The organism is Pseudomonas rossensis, assembly GCF_039888995.1.
GTDB classification, from domain to species: Bacteria; Pseudomonadota; Gammaproteobacteria; order Pseudomonadales; family Pseudomonadaceae; genus Aquipseudomonas; species Aquipseudomonas rossensis.
Map to the genome: position 1 here is coordinate 1 of NZ_JBBWCB010000121.1, position 16,065 is coordinate 16,065.

The following is a 16,065-nucleotide window of genomic DNA, read 5'->3' on the forward strand; positions in this document are numbered from 1 at the left end:
GGGATTGATCAATCGAAGTATGCTTTTTCATGGACTCGCCCTCGCTGTCGTTGGCTGATTAGACTGCCACCGTGGCGCATTGACGCCTCGGCTTGGGCGAGTCCATCCAATTACAGGTTCGAGCCACGCCTCAGACAGCGAGGCTCGACGCTGCGAAACATTCCTCGATCGAGCGCCGCTGCGTCTCGGCATACAACGCCAACTCATCAATCGTCGTTCGACCCAGCGCCTTCTCGAACACCTGCCGGTTCGACTGCACGCCATAGTGGGTTTGCGCCGCATCTCCCAGGTTCGACTGAAAAATCCCCGCTGCGCTAACCGGCAGGAAATCTTCGTACACCAACGGTTCAACCCGCAAATACCCGCCGCTGAGCAGATCCTCCAGCGACCACGATTTCAGCTCATCGGCCCCCAAACCTTTTTCCGTGACGAAGTAGCGAAAGTACGCCAGTTCCTGTTGGCGCATGCCCTCAACGGTGTCAGGGAATTCTGCAAAGTGCTGCGCCATCAGCGCGTTGAAACGTGCGGCATTGGCCTCATTGGGGAAGTCTTTCAATTCATCCCGGGCAGCGTTGAGCAAACGGTCGTAAAGCGCCCGGCCTTTGGGGGTGAGCGCTGCGCCGCGTTGCTCGATCTCGCCGAAACGGGCGCTGTGGCTGCCGTGAGTCTGGGTTTGATCGGTGAAGGCGACAGGCTCGTCCAGGGCCTTGAAACTGGTCTGGCGCAGCAGGATGGGGCACTGACGGCGGGGTGGGCCTTCGATCACCGCTTTGGGGGTGATGCCGTGGGCAGGCATTTGCGCCTGGACGATGTCGATGTCCAGGGTGCGCGGCGTCAGGTGGTTGATATGCGGGCCGTTGAACGCCACCACGTCGGCGATCAGGCGATGCTGGGCGCTGAGTTTACGGTACTGCTCGGCGGTCACGGTGGCGGTGTGATGCCAGCGGAACGTTTCCAGCGCCTGCTCGACGAAGTCCTGGGCCTCCTGTTCGGTGAGGCCGCCCTGTGTTTCGGCGCGCTCGATGAGAATCAGCGCAGTGGGCGTGAAGATCGAGCGTTTATCCAACATCGACTGGGCGAACGCTCGCAGTTCCAGGTCGTCGATCAGTTCCAGGCGCAGCAGGGAGGTGAAGACCCGGAACGGGCTGACCTGCAACGCCGCTTCATGCACCGCGCGAAAAGCCGTGGAGTGCACCGGCACGCCGGCCGGGGTCAGGTCGTAATAACCCACCGGCTGCATGCCCATCACCGCAAACAGCCGGGCGAGGGTGGCCAGTTCATCGGCGGTGCCGACACGGATCGCGCCATGCCGCTCCAGGTCCAGGCGCTGGATTTCACCGGTGCTGTTCAACTGTCGGGCGATCTGTGGATCGCTGTCCAGCACGTGGTGGTTGGTCTGTTCCACCAGTTCCATCAGCGCGCCGTACAGCGGCACTTCTTCGCGGTACATGTCGGACATCGCTTTGGAAAAGCGTTGGCGGATCAGGTCAGGGCTGACGAAGTTCGGGTGACTCATGAAAGAATTCCTGGCGCGGTGACGTAAAGGATGCGGGAAAAGATCGCAGCCTTGCGCGGCGCCGACAAACGAAGAATCTTACGGACTTCATTCTGCAAAGGACTGCTGGTTGTAGCAGCTGCCGAGCCTGCGAGGCTGCGTTCGGCTGCGGAGCAGTCGCAAGTCCTGCACACACGTTCCTTCTGAAACACCGCAGTGGCTGATTTCACGACTGCTTCGCAGCCGAACGCAGCCTCGCCGGCTCGGCAGCGGCTACAGGAACGCGGTGTTCGGCTGCTACACAGGAAGTTCCGAGCGCAGCGATGCCAAAAATTCCCGATACAGCCGGGCCGTGTTCGTCGGTTGTTCCACCATCGGCATATGCCCGGTGTGGTCCCAGACTTCCACTCGCAGATCGGCGATGCCTTTGCTCCAGATCGCCACGCTGCTGACATCGATCAAGCGGTCCTTGTGTCCCCACAGCAATAGCGCCTGGCACTTGATGTCGGGCAGTTTCGGCTCCATCGGCGGGCTGGCACGGAAGTCGTTGAAGATTTCTTCCAGCTCATCGCGATTCTGTTCATAGCGCTGCGCGATGGCGTCCAGCACCACCTTGGGTACCCACGGCGGTTCGGCCATGGTCATGGCGTAGAAGCGCTGGAATTCTTCCCGTGAATGAATCAGGAACGGGTTGTGGCCCTTGGCCAAATGCCGCTCCAGGTCGCTCACTTCGGGGGCGGTGACACCCGCGGGGTCGATCAGGGCCACCGAAACAATGTGATCCGGGTACGTGGCCGCCAGCCACGCTGCCATGTAACCGCCCATCGAGTTGCCGATCACGTGGACTTTCTCGACGCCGCAGACATCGAGCAACTGGATCATCCGCTTGGCCTGCAACGGAATGTCGTAGCCGCCGCCCGCCTTGAAGCCGGTTTCGCCATGGCCGGCGATGTCGGGGATGATCACCCGATAGTTGCCGACAAAGTGCCGGGCAAAACGCAGCCAGATGTTCTTGTCGGCGCTGTAGCCGTGGAGCATCAGCACGCTGCTGGACGCTTCATACGGCCCGCCTTGCCAGGTCGAGACGGTCATTTCGGCGATCGGCACGACAATTTTGTGCAGTCCATACAGCTTGGCCTCTATCGACATGTTCAAGTCATAGAGCCAATGACCGATGGCCGGGTAGCTCAACCAGCTCCAGGCCACGAAAACTGCGATTGCGACAACCAACAAAAGCATCAGGCATCTTCCTTTTATGTGATCAGGACAGAATGTGATCGGCGGGTTTCAGCGCCCTGGTCAACCGGTGATAGCTGAAACTGAACCCCGGAAACATCGCAATCACATGACCGCTCTTGCTTTGATACCAACTGTGGCAGCCCCCGGACTTCCATACCGTGCGTTCCATCTCCCGGTGGATCATTTCAGTGTAGGTACGTTCTGCTTCGGGGCGTACCTCGATGCTGCGCAAACCGTGTTCTTTTAACGTACGGATGCAATCGAGAATGTAATTCATCTGGGACTCGATGATGAACAGCGCCGAGGTATGGCCGATGCCCGTGTTGGGGCCGGTGACGATAAACAGATTGGGGAAGTCTGGCAGGCTGGTGCCGAGATAGGCCCGCGGATACTGGGCCCAGAACGCTTTGAGTTGTGTGCCGTTTTTGCCGGTGACCGGGTAGGAAATCACCCCGTCGGTGGCGTCGTAACCGGTGGACCAGACGATCAGGTCCAGGTCGATGTGTTGGCCGTCCTGGGTGATGATGCCGGTTTCATCGATGGCGGCGATGCCTTGTTCGCGACTGTGTAGCGTCACATTACTGCGACCGAGTGCCGGGTACAGGGTGCTTGAGATGATTATCCGTTTGCAGCCGATTGCGTAATCCGGCGTCAGTTTTCGCCTTAGTTCCGGATCGGGCACTTGCCGTTTGAGGAAGCGCAGGGCGTGTTGCTGGACCAAGCGGATCGCTGGTTTCGAATACTTGAAGGCAATCACCCGGGTTTCAAACTGCCAGTAGATCATCCAGCGCAACAGCTTGTAGGCCGGTTTGAGCCCCAGCAACCATCGCTGTAATGGCCCAAAGGCACGGTCGGCCCGAGGCAATACCCAGTGCGGCGTGCGCTGGAACACATGCAGATGCTCGACGTCCGGGGCAATCGTCGGAATCACCTGGGCCGCGCTGGCGCCGCTGCCAACGATGGCCACGCGTTTTTGCCGGTAATCGTAGGTGTGATCCCAATTATTGGTGTGAAAAGTCTTGCCCTGAAACCGCTCCTGGCCCTCGAAGTGCGGAACGACGGGTTGGCTCAGCGGCCCGGTGGCGTTGATCAGGAACTGCGCATGGAATGTACCTTTGCTGGCGGTGTGCACCGCCCAGCGTTTGCCGTCGTCGTCCCATTCGATGCGTTCGACATTGGCCTGCAGTTCCACCTTGTCTCGCAGGCCGAAGTGCTCCACCACGTACTGGGTGTAGTGGTGCAGTTCGGCCTGCTCGGCGAACATTTGCGTCCAGCGGTAGGGCGCGAAGGACAGCGAATAGAGTGGCGAGGGCACGTCGACCGCGGCACCGGGGTAGGTGTTTTGGCACCAGGTGCCGCCGAAAAAGTCCCGCCGTTCCAGCAGGCGGAAATCGCCGATGCCTGCCTTGAGCAAATTGATCGCGGCGCACTGGCCGCCAAAACCGCTGCCGATGATCAACACTTGAAAGGTCTGCATGGGCCTCCTTTTTTATCGTTATTGATCGAACCCTCCTTTCATGTATAGCCAAACATTGGGCGCCCGCCTCATGGCTATGCCTTGGTTTTCAGACCGCCAGCCGGTGATGGCTATTTGCTGTTGCCCTGATAGACTCTCACCACACTTGAAACCCTGTGTTTTCAGGTTCCGTTCTGTGGCGCAGAGGCTCCTATGGGAAAAACGGGAGGAAAAGGACTTTCACTGGCCAGGAGGCTTTATACATCGCGAATCCTGGGATTAGCTTTGGGGCTGTTGCTCGTGAGCGCGGCGATGTATCCACTCAACCCGGCACCGTGGGTCTGGGTGGCGATGCTGCTCAACGCCATACTCTGGCCGCACCTGGCTTATCAATGGGCGCGCCGCGCGCAAGTGCCTTATCACGCCGAACACCGCAACCTGCTGGTGGACGCCTTTCTCGGCGGCTTTTGGGTCGCCGCCATGCACTTCAATCCGCTGCCTGGCGCGACGACCCTGGCCATGATGGCGATGAACAATGTGGCCATTGGCGGTTTGCGTTTCCTGTTGGCGGGAACCGTGGCGCAGATTCTCGGGATGGGCGTCGGACTGTTGATTTTCTCCCCCGCCTTCGTCCCGCAAACCAGCCAACTGCAGATGTATGCCTGTTTGCCCTTGATGTGTTTGTATCCGCTGGCATTGGGCTGGATCTGCTTCCGCCAGGCCTACACCCTCGGTCGACAAAAGCGTGAATTGTTGGCCCTGAGCCGCACCGACAGCCTCACCGGCCTGCTGAACCATGGCGCCTGGAAGGATCAACTGGACGTCGAATTCCAGCGTTGCAAACGTCAGCAGCAGGGCGGGGCGATTGCGCTGATCGACATCGACCATTTCAAATCCATCAACGACACGTACGGCCACGTCGCCGGGGACATTGTCCTGCGCCAGCTGAGCAAAATGCTCAAGCAGAACTTGCGCGCGGCGGATGTTGCCGGGCGCTACGGTGGCGACGAGTTCTGCGTGATCCTCCCGGACCTTCCGCTCACGAGTGCTGCGGCGGTCATGGATGCCCTGCGTGATCGCTTCGCCACCTTGGGTTATGAGCAGAGCCCGGCGCTGAAAGTCAGCCTGAGCATCGGCCTGGCCGCCTTCAACCCGGCCCACACCGACGCGACCCTGTGGCTCAACGATGCCGACCAGGCGCTCTACGAAGCCAAAGCCACCGGTCGCAACCGCGTCATCTGTTGCAGCGATGGCGAACCGCATCACGAATTACTTGATTCGGTGTGAAACGTGATCGTTCCCCAAGCTCCTGCGTGGGAACGATCAACTTGTGGCGCACAACTTTCCAAGACGTTTCCTACAACGTACCCTGTTGCCGCGTTTCGGCATCGACCCCTATAGTTGCGCTTCGCGGCAACTCTCCGCGACGATCTTGGCCGGTCGAACACCTGGAAAACTCATTAATAAGGAGCTACCAATATATTCGACCAAGTCATGCCCCGTTACCTCCCCATCGACACCTACGACGCCGAAACCCCGGTGCTCTTCATCAACACTCACAAAGAACTCAGCGACATCACCGCTTGCGCTGCGCATCGCTTCACCGTGGTTCGCGATCTGGCGGACACCTTGTCCAGCCTGAACCTTAAAGACATTTCCGATTGCGATCTGACGCGCGTTACCCGGGCGGTTCATCTGCTGATGCGCGAGGGGTGCGCAATGCTGGATGTGGTTCAGGTGCGGGCGTTGCAGCGGGAGGTGGAGTTCAAAACCGCGATGTAGGCAAGATCAAAAGATCGCAGCCTGCGGCAGCTCCTACAGGGCGTACGCCATCTCAATGTAGGAGCAGCTGCAGGCTGCGATCTTTTCGGTGGTATCCGTTATTCCTTGACGCTCATAAACTCTTCCGCCCAACGGATGTATTCCTCAGGCTGCGTATAGGTATGGGTCAACTCGGTCGCATTCAGGTCCGACGCCTGAGTAAAGATCTGCCGTTGTTCCCGCAGGCTGTCATACGTGGCCTTGATCGCGGCGAAGTAGGCGCCGTGACCATCGATGGTGACCCGCACGCCCAGTTCGGCCAGGCGTTTGTCGTCGCGCAGCAATGGGTTGCCGTAGGTGACCAGCATCAGCGGTACGCTCAGGTGCTCGGCGATTTGTTCGAGGTGGTCGAAGTCCCGCACGCCCACCATGCAAATCCCGTCTGCACCGGCCTGCTGGTAATGACAGGTACGGCTGATGACTTCCTGCACCGGCAGGATCCCAGCGTTGGTGCGGGCGATGATTGCCATCTCCGAGTCGCCCCGGGCTTCCAGCGCCGCACGAATCTTGCCGACGCCTTCCGCCACCCCGATCAGGTCGGTGGATTTGCGGCCGAACTGGGCGGGCAGCAACGTGTCTTCGATGGTCAGGGCGGCCACACCGGCACGTTCGAGTTCGACGATGGTGCGCATGACGTTGAGCGCGTTGCCATAGCCGTGGTCGGCGTCGGCGATGACCGGCAGTTGGGCAACGCGGCCAATGCGAGTGGCCTGCTCGGCAAACTCGCTGAGGGTGATCAAGGCAAAGTCGGGGGCGCCCAGTACCTGCAACGATGCGACCGAACCGCCCAGGATCCCCACTTCAAAACCCAGGTCAGCGGCAATGCGGGCCGACATCGGGTCGAAGACCGACGCCGTGTGATAGCAGGCGTTGGAGGCGAACAGCTCGCGAAAGTTACGGCGCAAATCTTGATGAGAAAGCCTGGACATATGAGTTCCACCACTGCAATGGGAATGGAAGGGCTTGAGCAAAAGTGTCAACGCCGAAGGAACAAAAGGCTATCACGCGAGCGGGGGAAGGATGATGACGAATTTGCAGAGGCGGACGGACCACCGTCGGTCACGCCGCCACCGACTGCTGTTGTTGATTGAGCAGCGGCACAGCGCGTACCGAGTTGCCGGGTTGCAGTTGCAGGCGTTTGGCGGTGAGGCGGTCGACGATCAGGCTGTTGCCCACCTGCCTGGCCTGGGCGGCGGTGATGCGGCAGCTTTCCAGGCGACGGTTGTGGATCAGCCACACCGGGGCCTGTTCGTCGGGCGTGCCGATGGCCAGCACCAGCGGTTGGCTGTCGCGCACGGTGCGGATAGTCGAGACCGGGGCTTCGATCACCGGACCGGCGTCAAAGATGTCGATGTAACCCTTATGGGCAAAACCTTCGGCGGTGAGGATTCTCAGGGCCGGTTCGGTGTTCGGGTGCGCCTTGCCGATCACGGCCTGGGCCTGTTCGGTGAGCAGGCAAGTGTAGAGCGGTTGGCGTGGCATCAGTTCAGCGATGAACGATTTGCTGCCCAGCCCCGACAAGTGATCGGCGTGGCTGAAATCCATCTTGAAGAAGTGCCGGCCCAGGCTGTCCCAGAACGGTGAACAGCCTTGTTCGTCGGCGCTGCCACGCAGTTCGGCGATGAGTTTGTCGCCGAACAGGTGCGGGAACTCGGCCACAAACAACAAACGTCCCAACGACAGCAATCGACCGTTATTGCCCTGGCGTTGATCGGGTCGCAGAAACAGCGAGCAAATCTCCGATTGGCCGGTCATTTCATTGTTCAGGAACAACGTCGGAATCTGTCGCCGGATACCCAGGTCCGGTGACGAACTGACCGTGAGCCCGACCCGGTAGTTGTACCAGGGCTCGCGCAGGCCCACGGCGCCCACCAGGCCACTGACGCCCACCAGTTGCTGATCGTCGTCTTCGAGCACGAAGAGGTAATCGGCATCGGCGCGTTCGACCTGTTCGGCGAAGGTTCGTTGGGCCCAGCGTACCCGGTGAGTCAGGCGTTCCTCGTTGGCCGGCAGGGTGGTGAAGCCGGGGCCAGCCTGGTGCACCAGGTTCAGCAAGGCGGGCAGGTCGGTGACGTGAACCGGGCGGACAATCATGATGCAACTCCTTCTGCACGCCCGCTCGGGCGCTGTCGTTGGGCGCGGGGCCGGGTGATGCTCACAGGGCGATCAGCCGGATCGGGCTGCCTTCGGTCACGTTCAGGGCGGCGCACATCTCGGCGCTCAACCCCACAGGTTGCCCAGTCTGGTAATCCAGTTCGGCGACGATGGCTCGATAGTCCTTCAGCGAATCGTTGCTGACCAGAAAGCTGCCGCGTGCGTCGATGGACGAATCCAACCGAGCCGTGCCGGTCTGGCTCTGGGCGATGGAGCGGATGCCGGGAGTGCGCGCATACAACGTCGGACCGCCGTCGAACAGGTCAATGTAGCTGTTGGTTTCAAAGCCTTCGCGCTCGAGGATATCGAAGGCCTCCTGGCCATCGGGGTGGATGCGGCCGATGCAGTCCTGTGCAGCCTGGGGCAGCATCGGCACGTAGATCGGGTATTGCGGCATCAGTTCGGCGAGGAAGGTTCGGCTTTCCAGGCCGCAAAGTCGCTCGGCCTCGGCGTAGGGCAGGTCGAAAAAGTGCTTGCCCACCGCATCCCAGAACGGCGAGTGCCCTTCATCGCTGCTGAAGCCGACGATCTCGGTGATGACGGCTTCGGAAAATCGCTGCGAGTGGGCGGCGATGAACAATAGCCGTGCCCGGGACAGCAGTTCAGAGAACCGTGTGCGTACCAGCGCTGCGTCAATATGAAAACCTCGCAGCAAGGTATGGCCGCTGAGGTCGTGGCACAACGACAACGCGGGCACGCCGTGCTCGATGTTCAGCTCCCGCGAGGCGCTGGTGAAATGCCGGTTGCGCAGGCTGTAGAACGGCTCGCTGAAACCGGCGGTGGCAAGAATCTCCGAGCAGCCCACCAAACGCTCTCGGGTCAGATCTTCCAGCACGAAGAAATAGTTCTCCGGGCCATGACCCTCAACGTCTTTTTCGAATGAGGCGCAGGAGTCGAGAATCTTCTCGCGCAGGCATTCGGTGTCGTCCGGCAAAGACGTGACGCCTACCAGACTGTCGCGCGCCAGTTGCTGCAACTGGGGCAGGTCGGTTAACTCGACTGGGCGTAAGACCAGCATGGATGCACTCCTGTATCAAAGGGTTCGGCGGTTGGCACCGAACCTGACTATCACTGTCGGTTTCCACGCGTTAAATCAGCGGTCGCCTGATTTTTTGTCAGACGCCGCTCTTTTTCTTGTCAGCCGTTGCTTGGGTCGGGCAGTACCGTGCTGGTGCCCAGTTTGTTGAGTACAAACAGGTAGACCAGGCCCAGGGCAATCCAGATCAGGCCGAGTTTCTGTGCATCGACGCCCATGTTGTACATGATGGCCGCGACGATGATGAAACCGATCGCCGGGCAGATCAGGTGACGGATCACCTGTCCGGATTTCTGCCGCCGCCAGTAGTAGTTGATGACCGTCAGGTGCAGCAACATGAAACCGCTCAGTGCGCCGAAGTTCACCAGTGAGGTGAGGGTGTCCACCGAGTTGATGAACAGGTAGCAGATCACCAGCGACAGCACGGCCACCAGGTAGATGCTCACATACGGCGTGTTGTGTTTGGGATGAACCTTGGCCAGTACCTTTGGCAGCTTGCCGTCTCGGGCCATGCCGAACAGCAGACGGGACACCGCTGCTTGAGAGGTGATTGCCACCGCAACGCCCCAGGCCAGCGCCGTCGCCACGGCGGTCAGGGTTGCCAGCCAGCTGCCGGCCGCGAGTTCAGCGATTTCATAAAACGCCGTGTCAGCCGATTTGAAACCCATGCCGGCCGCCAGATCTGTCGCAATCCAGGTCTGTACGACGAAGATCACGCCCATGACCACCAGCGTGATCAGCGCGGCCTTGCCGACGCTTCGGCCCGGGTCACCCTTGATCTCTTCGGCGAGGGTGGAAATCGCATCGAAACCGAGGAACGACAGCACCGCAATCGACACCGCTTGCATCAGCAGGGCGAAGTTGAATGTCTCGGGGTTGTACAACGGCGCCAGTGTCAGCTGACCGTTACCGCCGCCACTGTGCAGCGCGTTCCAGGCGTAAAACAGGAAAATCCCCAGCACCACCAATTGCGCCAGTAAAAAGAGGATGTTCATCCGCGCGGTGAAGGTGATGCCCCGCAAATTGACGAAGGTCGCGCTGACCAGGAAGGCCAGGATGAAACCGACCTTCGGAATGTCCGGGTACAAATGATTCAGGGCCATGGCCGCGTACACATACAGCAGCGGCGGAATCAGCAGGTAATCGAGGAGCATCAGCCAACCGGCGATAAACCCTACGTGCTGGTTCAGGCCCCGTTGCGCGTAGGAATAAACCGAACCGGCAATCGGAAAGGCCCGAGCCATGCTGCCGTAACTCAGGGCAGTGAAGAGCATCGCCACCATGCCGATGATGTAGGCCAGCGGTACCAGCCCCGGTGCCTCGGCATTGACGTAGCCATAAACACCGAACGGTGCGATGGGGATCATGAAGATCATCCCGTACACCACCAGATCGGTCAGCGACAGGCTGCGTTTCAACTCTTGCTTGTAGCCGAATTCTTCTATTTCCATGAAGCCTTTCTCCTTGGGATGAAAGCAGCTGCAAGCTGCGAATTTGAAGCGATTCCTTTACAACAGCGGTGCCAGGTATTCGGTAAAGCGACTGACGTCTTCAGGCGTGCGCAGCAGGTCGTTGCGCACCTCGATCAACACCGATTCCAGGCCTCGTGCATCGCCGTGGACCGGCACGGTCATGTCGCCCAGCGGGTTGATTTTGTACGGCTCATTACCGGCAACCTTCAAAGGGTGCTGGCTCAAACCGTCAATCAAACGCTGCGCATAGGTCGTGGCTTGCCCATACAACACGCCGATTTCCAGCATGCGTGGCTGGCCGTGATAGACCGGCGTGAAACTGTGAATGCCCACCACCCGTACCGGCCGCCCTTGAACGACACGTTCGTCGATCAAGTCTGTCAGACGCGAGTGAAACGGCTCGAACAGGGATTGCCGACGGTACTCTCGGGTGGCTTCGTCCAGATCCCGGTTGCCCGGCACCTGATAAATCTCGCTCTGCGCCGGAATGCTGTCCGGGGCTTGGCGCGGTCGGTTGAGGTCGACCAACAGTCGCGAATAATTAGCCGCCAACAGGGTTGCGCCCAATGCTCGGGACAAGCCCTCGGCCAGCGCCAGGGCACCGATGTCCCAGGCGATGTGCTCGCGGGCCGCCTCGTGACTCAGGCCCAGGTCATTTAACCCGGCCGGAATAAAACGGCTGGCGTGTTCGCACACCAGAATCAACGGGTGATCGGAGTCTTCCCGACTCAGGGTGTACGCGGCCCCGATGTAAAGACCGAGCTCAGCAGATTCAGTACAGGCGCGCATAGTGCTCACAGCGTTCGGCGGGCGACAGCTGTTCCGTCAGCGTCAGCTCCTCGGTTTTAAGGGCGAGGTAAGTGTCCAGCAACGCGCTCGGCAGGGCTTCAATCAGGGCCTCGCTGTTGCGCAGGCAGTCCAGGGCCTGGGCAAGGGAAGCGGGCAGGGCGACGATGCCGCGCGCCTGGCGTTGTTCTTCGTTCAGGGAGTCGGGGACTTCATCGGTGATCGCATTCAAGGCCAGGCGTTGCTCGATGCCCAGCCGACCGGCAATCAGCAGCGCGGCCATGGCCAGATGCGGTGAGGACGTGGCGTCCATGGCGCGAAATTCCAGGTTGTATTGCGATGCCACCGATTTGCCGCCCAGGCTTGTCGTCGGGCAGATTCGCAGCGCCGCTTCGCGGTTGCGGTGCCCGAGGCAAGCGTAGGACGCGCTCCAGTGATGAGGTTGCAAACGTTCGTAGGACACCGGCGTCGGCGCGGTAAACGCACAGAGCGCGGGCAGGTGATGCAAGATGCCGGCGGCCCAGTGCTGGCCGAGGGTCGACAAGCCATTGGTGGTGCCGGCGTCGTACATCACCGGTTGGCCAGCCAGGTCCAGCAGGCTGACGTGCAGGTGCACGCCGTTGCACACCGCGTGCTCCGAGGTCTTGGGCGCGAAGCTCAACTCCAGGCCCATTTGCCGGGCGATCTCGCGGGTGATTTCACGAACGTTCACCGCGCGGTCGGCAGCGGCCACCCCAAGGGTCGGGCGACAGGTGATTTCGTATTGATGCTTGCCGTACTCGGGCAGGAACATTTCCGGCTCGACGCCACCGGCACGCAGGGCGCTGAGCAGCCAACCGCCAAACTCGGCACCCTGACGCTGGGCTTGCAGAGAAAACGCCAGGTGTTCAACGTCGCCGGTGTTCAAGTTGAATTCATGTTCGAACGCCGCATTGATCTGCAAGCCCAACTCGGCGCGATAACGCTCTACCTCGTTGCGCAACACCGTACGCGGGCAGGCACCCCATGGGCGGCCATCGGTTTCGCGGATGTCGCTGTGAATAAAATCCAGCGCCGGAGCGTGGGCATCCGGGCCGTTACTGACCGTCACTCGGCTGAGCAAATCGGGCATCAGCCGCAAATCTCCATAAGCACCCCACGGGTTGGCGTAGGCGATGATGTCTTGCGGGGTCAGCGCGCTGTTGGCCGGCACCCAGCCACAACCCGTCCTTTGATAGTGCTCGAGTTCGTCCGTGGGAAAGGAGCGTCCGCGTGTCACGCCGATCAGGTCGGTGGTGACGAGGGTGGTCATGGGCAGTGGCAGCAGGCGCTCGCTCATGGCTGCATCTCCTGCAACCGGCCGAGCACAGTCTGGGTGTCGGTGATCCAGCAGTAACCCTTGATTGCATTCAGGCAGGCCTGATGCCGCGCGGCTGTGTAAGTCGCGCAGGCATCTTCCACCAGCGTCACCAGATAACCGCGGTCCGCGGCGTCACGCACGGCCATGTCCACGCACTGGTCGGTGACGATGCCGGCGATGATCAGGTGCCGCGTCCCGAGGTTGCGCAGCACGTAGTCGATGTGGGTGGAGTTGAAGACTCCGGACGAGGTCTTGGGCAGCACGATTTCGTTTTCTGCCGGGGTCAGGTCGTCGATGATCCGTGCTTGCGGGCTGCCCTTGGGCAAGTGCATGTCCGAGAGCTTGTGGTCCAGCGAGCGGTCGCGGCCATCGGCGGTGAGGCTTTCGATGATCGTGTGCAGCACGTTTTGCCTGGCGCTGCGAAAGGCGCTGAGCAACCGGCGTTGATTGGGCACCACCTGCATGTGGGTGCGGGTCAGGAAGTACTCGGCGTCCGGCCCGTTGAGGTGCGGGTCGAACTGCGGCTCAAGCCAGGCGCGTTGCATGTCCACCAGCAACAGCGCGGTGTGATCGGTGACGAATGGCAAATCCCGGGGTGAGTGGTGGGGGAGCGTGAACATCCTTATTTATCCTCCAGCAGGTGGGTGTCGAAGTCGGTCCGCAGGGCGTCGATGCCTTCCAGGCGATCGGCCAGACCCGGACTGCGCAAGGACAGGCAGGCAATCAGCGCCTCGACCTGGGCCAGCGCCGGAACCAGGGAGTCGAAGGCCGACACCGATTCCACCGGCGCACTGATAATCAGGTCGGCCATTTCCCGCAACGGTGAAGCATAGATGTCGGTGAACAACACCACGCGTGCATAGCGACTTTTCGCCGCATTGGCCACGCGCAGGGCCTGTGACTGGTAGCGGCGATAGTCGAACACCAGCACCACGTCCTGACGCTGCACGTCGAACAATCGGTCGGGCAGTTGCGCGTTGTCTTCCAGGGCGAAACAGCCCGGACGCAGCAGGCGCAGGTGGTTGAGCAAGTAATTGGCGAGGAAACTGCTGAAGCGCCCCCCGAAGCAATGCACCTGATGGCGGGTGTCGAGCAGCCATTCCACCAGAATCCGCACATCTTCGGGTTGAGTCAGGGCATGGGTGTCCACCAGCGCGCGATGGCTGTGCGCCAGATAATGGCTCCAGGCGTCGCCTTTCTGAAGATGAGCACGAGGCTGCAACAGGGTGCTGGGGGAACGGAGGCGGTGGTCCATGTCGCTGAGCAGGGCATCCTGGAAATCGGCGTAACCGCTGAAACCCAGTTTTTTCACCAGTCGCACGATGGTGGGATCGCTGACACCGGCATGTTCGGCCAAACGTGACATCGGGCCCAGTCCGTTACGCGGGTACTGGTCCAGCAAGGCACGGATGACTTTACGTTCCGACGGCGTAAGGTCCAGGCCGGGATCGGTGATCAGGTCTCTGAGAGAAGGCATCCGGGCTCCTGCTGGATGGATATGTCGGTTTTATTTCATAAATTGCTAAAACAGTATTTATGTAGCGGACTCAACATGTCTAGTGAATTTTTCAATGGTTTTTTAAAGCCCCAAAATAGGGCGAAAACCCCGTGGGCCATGGGCTACATGGAGGTCGACTGAGCTTGTAGGCCATCGCCCATAGTGGTGTCGGATATCGCCGATTTTTTCAGGTGTATTAAGTTGTCGAACCTGTATGGCCGGATCAAACGAAACGCCCTGGATCGCGCTTCTTGCGGCACAATTGGGCAATTATTCGCGGCGTGACGCCGTTTTCAATTTCCTCGACAGAGTGATCCTTCGTGCAGGCAACCCGTTTGACTCTGATGTGCCACGCTCGAACTGTCGCACAAAAATTGGCGTGTTTTCCTACGAATGAGCCAATAGAGATGGATTGGCAATCGGCAAAGGGATCGCGTCATGCTCAGTTCAAGGGGACGCCGCGGCTGGTGTGTGGACCTGAACTGCGAACCCGGCAAACCGCCGAGCTGTTCGGCAGCGACGTGGAGATTGTCGAGGCATTGAGGGATTGCGATTTCGGGCACTGGAAAGGCGCGCGGATTGACGATCTGCAAAAATCCTCAGCCCAAGCGCTACAGATCTGGCTCGATGACCCGAATTCGGCGCCCCATGGCGGCGAGTCGGTGGTGCAACTCGGTGAGCGGGTGGCCGCTTGGCTGAAAACGCTGGAGGCAACACCGGGACACATCGTTGCTATCACCCATCCGTTTGTCATTCGCGCCGCGCTGACGCAGGTGCTGCGAGGCGCGGCGTTCAACCTGATCGACGTTGAACCGCTGTCGGCCATCGAGTTGCGGTTCAACGGCCGATGGCGCTTACGCTTGCTGGGCACTGACCCTGAGGGAGCACATTGATGAAAAAACTTCTGGTCATCGGCATCGGCGCCGGCAACCCCGACTACATCACGATGCAAGCCGTGAAAGCGCTGAACCTCGTCGACGTGTTTTTCCTCATGGACAAGGGTCAGAGCAAAGACAAACTGATCGACCTGCGCCGCGAGATCTGCGAGCGCTACATCACCGATCGCGACTACCGCTTCGTCGAAGCCCACAGCCCGGAGCGCGAACGCGGTGATGTGGATTACAAGGCCAGCGTGGAAGACCTGAACCTGGCCAAGCAGAAGACCTTCGAACGGTTGATCAGCGAGGAAATGACCGACGACCAGTGCGCCGGTTTTCTGGTGTGGGGCGACCCGGCGTTGTACGACAGCACCATTCGGATCTTGCAGGCGATTCTGGCCTCGGGCCGGTGCGTCTTCGAATTTGAAGTGATCCCCGGCATCACCAGTGTCCAGGCGCTGGCGGCGCAACATAAGGTGCCGCTGAACCGCATTGGCCGCTCGATTGAAATCACCACTGGCCGACGGCTGGCGGCGGGGCAGGTGAGCGATGCCGACAGCCTGGTGGTGATGCTCGATGCAGAAGATTCCTACCATCGGGTGGCGGACCAGGAGACTGAGATTTACTGGGGGGCCTACCTGGGGACGCCGGATGAAATCCTGATCAGCGGCAAGCTCAAGGAGGTGGCGGATGAGATCGAACGGGTGCGCAAGGCTGCCCGGTTGGCCAATGGGTGGATTATGGATACGTATCTGTTGCGTAAGCCTTGAGATAAGCAGTGTCTGGGCTGGCCTCGTCGCGAGCAAGCTCGCTCCCACATAGAGCGACGTCCGTCCAGACAACTCGGTCAACTGTGGGAGCGAGCTTGCTCGCGATGAGGCTCTAAAGAAC

At 60.3% G+C, this 16,065-nt stretch carries 15 protein-coding genes; 4 read left to right on the plus strand and 11 right to left on the minus strand.

What is annotated here, in order from left to right; genetic code table 11:
* Positions 1 to 130: 130 nt before the first annotated feature.
* The 3 genes from hglS to WLY71_RS24100 form a co-directional block, all read right to left on the minus strand.
* Positions 131 to 1,516 carry a 2-oxoadipate dioxygenase/decarboxylase HglS gene (gene hglS / locus WLY71_RS24090; RefSeq protein ID WP_347805541.1) on the minus strand — a complete coding sequence of 462 codons (1,386 nt, stop codon included), beginning with the start codon at positions 1,514 to 1,516 and terminating at the stop codon, positions 131 to 133.
* Positions 1,517 to 1,792: 276 nt separating this feature from the next.
* Positions 1,793 to 2,734, minus strand: coding sequence for an alpha/beta fold hydrolase (locus WLY71_RS24095; protein WP_347805542.1), 942 nt, complete (start codon positions 2,732 to 2,734; stop codon positions 1,793 to 1,795).
* Between the two features lie 22 nt (positions 2,735 to 2,756).
* A complete protein-coding gene (locus tag WLY71_RS24100; RefSeq protein WP_347805543.1) occupies positions 2,757 to 4,211 on the minus strand; it encodes a flavin-containing monooxygenase in 1,455 nt (484 codons plus the stop codon).
* A 192-nt stretch (positions 4,212 to 4,403) separates the two neighbouring features.
* On the opposite strand from WLY71_RS24100, the gene WLY71_RS24105 reads away from it, so the two are divergent.
* On the plus strand, positions 4,404 to 5,477 hold the full coding sequence (locus WLY71_RS24105; RefSeq protein ID WP_347805544.1) for a diguanylate cyclase: 1,074 nt from the start codon (positions 4,404 to 4,406) through the stop codon (positions 5,475 to 5,477).
* 192 nt (positions 5,478 to 5,669) lie between these two features.
* Positions 5,670 to 5,972 (plus strand): hypothetical protein, encoded by a 303-nt coding sequence (locus tag WLY71_RS24110; RefSeq protein ID WP_347805555.1) that lies wholly within the window; start codon positions 5,670 to 5,672, stop codon positions 5,970 to 5,972.
* A 98-nt stretch (positions 5,973 to 6,070) separates the two neighbouring features.
* On the opposite strand, the gene WLY71_RS24115 is transcribed toward WLY71_RS24110, so the two are convergent.
* The 8 genes from WLY71_RS24115 to WLY71_RS24150 form a co-directional block, all read right to left on the minus strand.
* Positions 6,071 to 6,940, minus strand: coding sequence for an isocitrate lyase/PEP mutase family protein (locus tag WLY71_RS24115; RefSeq protein ID WP_347805545.1), 870 nt, complete (start codon positions 6,938 to 6,940; stop codon positions 6,071 to 6,073).
* Positions 6,941 to 7,070: 130 nt separating this feature from the next.
* Entirely contained in the window at positions 7,071 to 8,105 is a 1,035-nt protein-coding gene (gene astA / locus WLY71_RS24120; protein WP_347805546.1) for an arginine N-succinyltransferase, read from the minus strand.
* 61 nt (positions 8,106 to 8,166) lie between these two features.
* Positions 8,167 to 9,183, minus strand: coding sequence for an arginine N-succinyltransferase (locus tag WLY71_RS24125; RefSeq protein ID WP_347805547.1), 1,017 nt, complete (start codon positions 9,181 to 9,183; stop codon positions 8,167 to 8,169).
* Positions 9,184 to 9,302: 119 nt separating this feature from the next.
* Positions 9,303 to 10,652 (minus strand): APC family permease, encoded by a 1,350-nt coding sequence (locus tag WLY71_RS24130; RefSeq protein WP_347805548.1) that lies wholly within the window; start codon positions 10,650 to 10,652, stop codon positions 9,303 to 9,305.
* Between the two features lie 57 nt (positions 10,653 to 10,709).
* Positions 10,710 to 11,462: an N-formylglutamate amidohydrolase gene (locus WLY71_RS24135; RefSeq protein ID WP_347805549.1), complete on the minus strand. Its 753-nt coding sequence runs from the start codon at positions 11,460 to 11,462 to the stop codon at positions 10,710 to 10,712.
* Positions 11,446 to 12,777, minus strand: a complete 1,332-nt coding sequence (locus WLY71_RS24140) for a glutamine synthetase family protein (RefSeq protein ID WP_347805550.1) — start codon at positions 12,775 to 12,777, stop codon at positions 11,446 to 11,448. Before WLY71_RS24140 ends, WLY71_RS24135 begins: the two co-directional genes overlap by 17 nt.
* Positions 12,774 to 13,418, minus strand: coding sequence for a cysteine hydrolase family protein (locus WLY71_RS24145; protein ID WP_347805551.1), 645 nt, complete (start codon positions 13,416 to 13,418; stop codon positions 12,774 to 12,776). Before WLY71_RS24145 ends, WLY71_RS24140 begins: the two co-directional genes overlap by 4 nt.
* Positions 13,419 to 13,420: 2 nt before the next feature.
* Positions 13,421 to 14,275: a MurR/RpiR family transcriptional regulator gene (locus WLY71_RS24150; RefSeq protein ID WP_347805552.1), complete on the minus strand. Its 855-nt coding sequence runs from the start codon at positions 14,273 to 14,275 to the stop codon at positions 13,421 to 13,423.
* A 341-nt stretch (positions 14,276 to 14,616) separates the two neighbouring features.
* Here WLY71_RS24150 and WLY71_RS24155 point away from each other — a divergent pair, with 341 nt between their 5' ends.
* Together WLY71_RS24155 and cobF are read left to right on the plus strand one after the other, a co-directional pair.
* Positions 14,617 to 15,189: a histidine phosphatase family protein gene (locus WLY71_RS24155; protein WP_347805553.1), complete on the plus strand. Its 573-nt coding sequence runs from the start codon at positions 14,617 to 14,619 to the stop codon at positions 15,187 to 15,189.
* Positions 15,189 to 15,944 (plus strand): precorrin-6A synthase (deacetylating), encoded by a 756-nt coding sequence (cobF, locus tag WLY71_RS24160; RefSeq protein WP_347805554.1) that lies wholly within the window; start codon positions 15,189 to 15,191, stop codon positions 15,942 to 15,944. Before WLY71_RS24155 ends, cobF begins: the two co-directional genes overlap by 1 nt.
* Positions 15,945 to 16,065 lie beyond the last annotated feature (121 nt).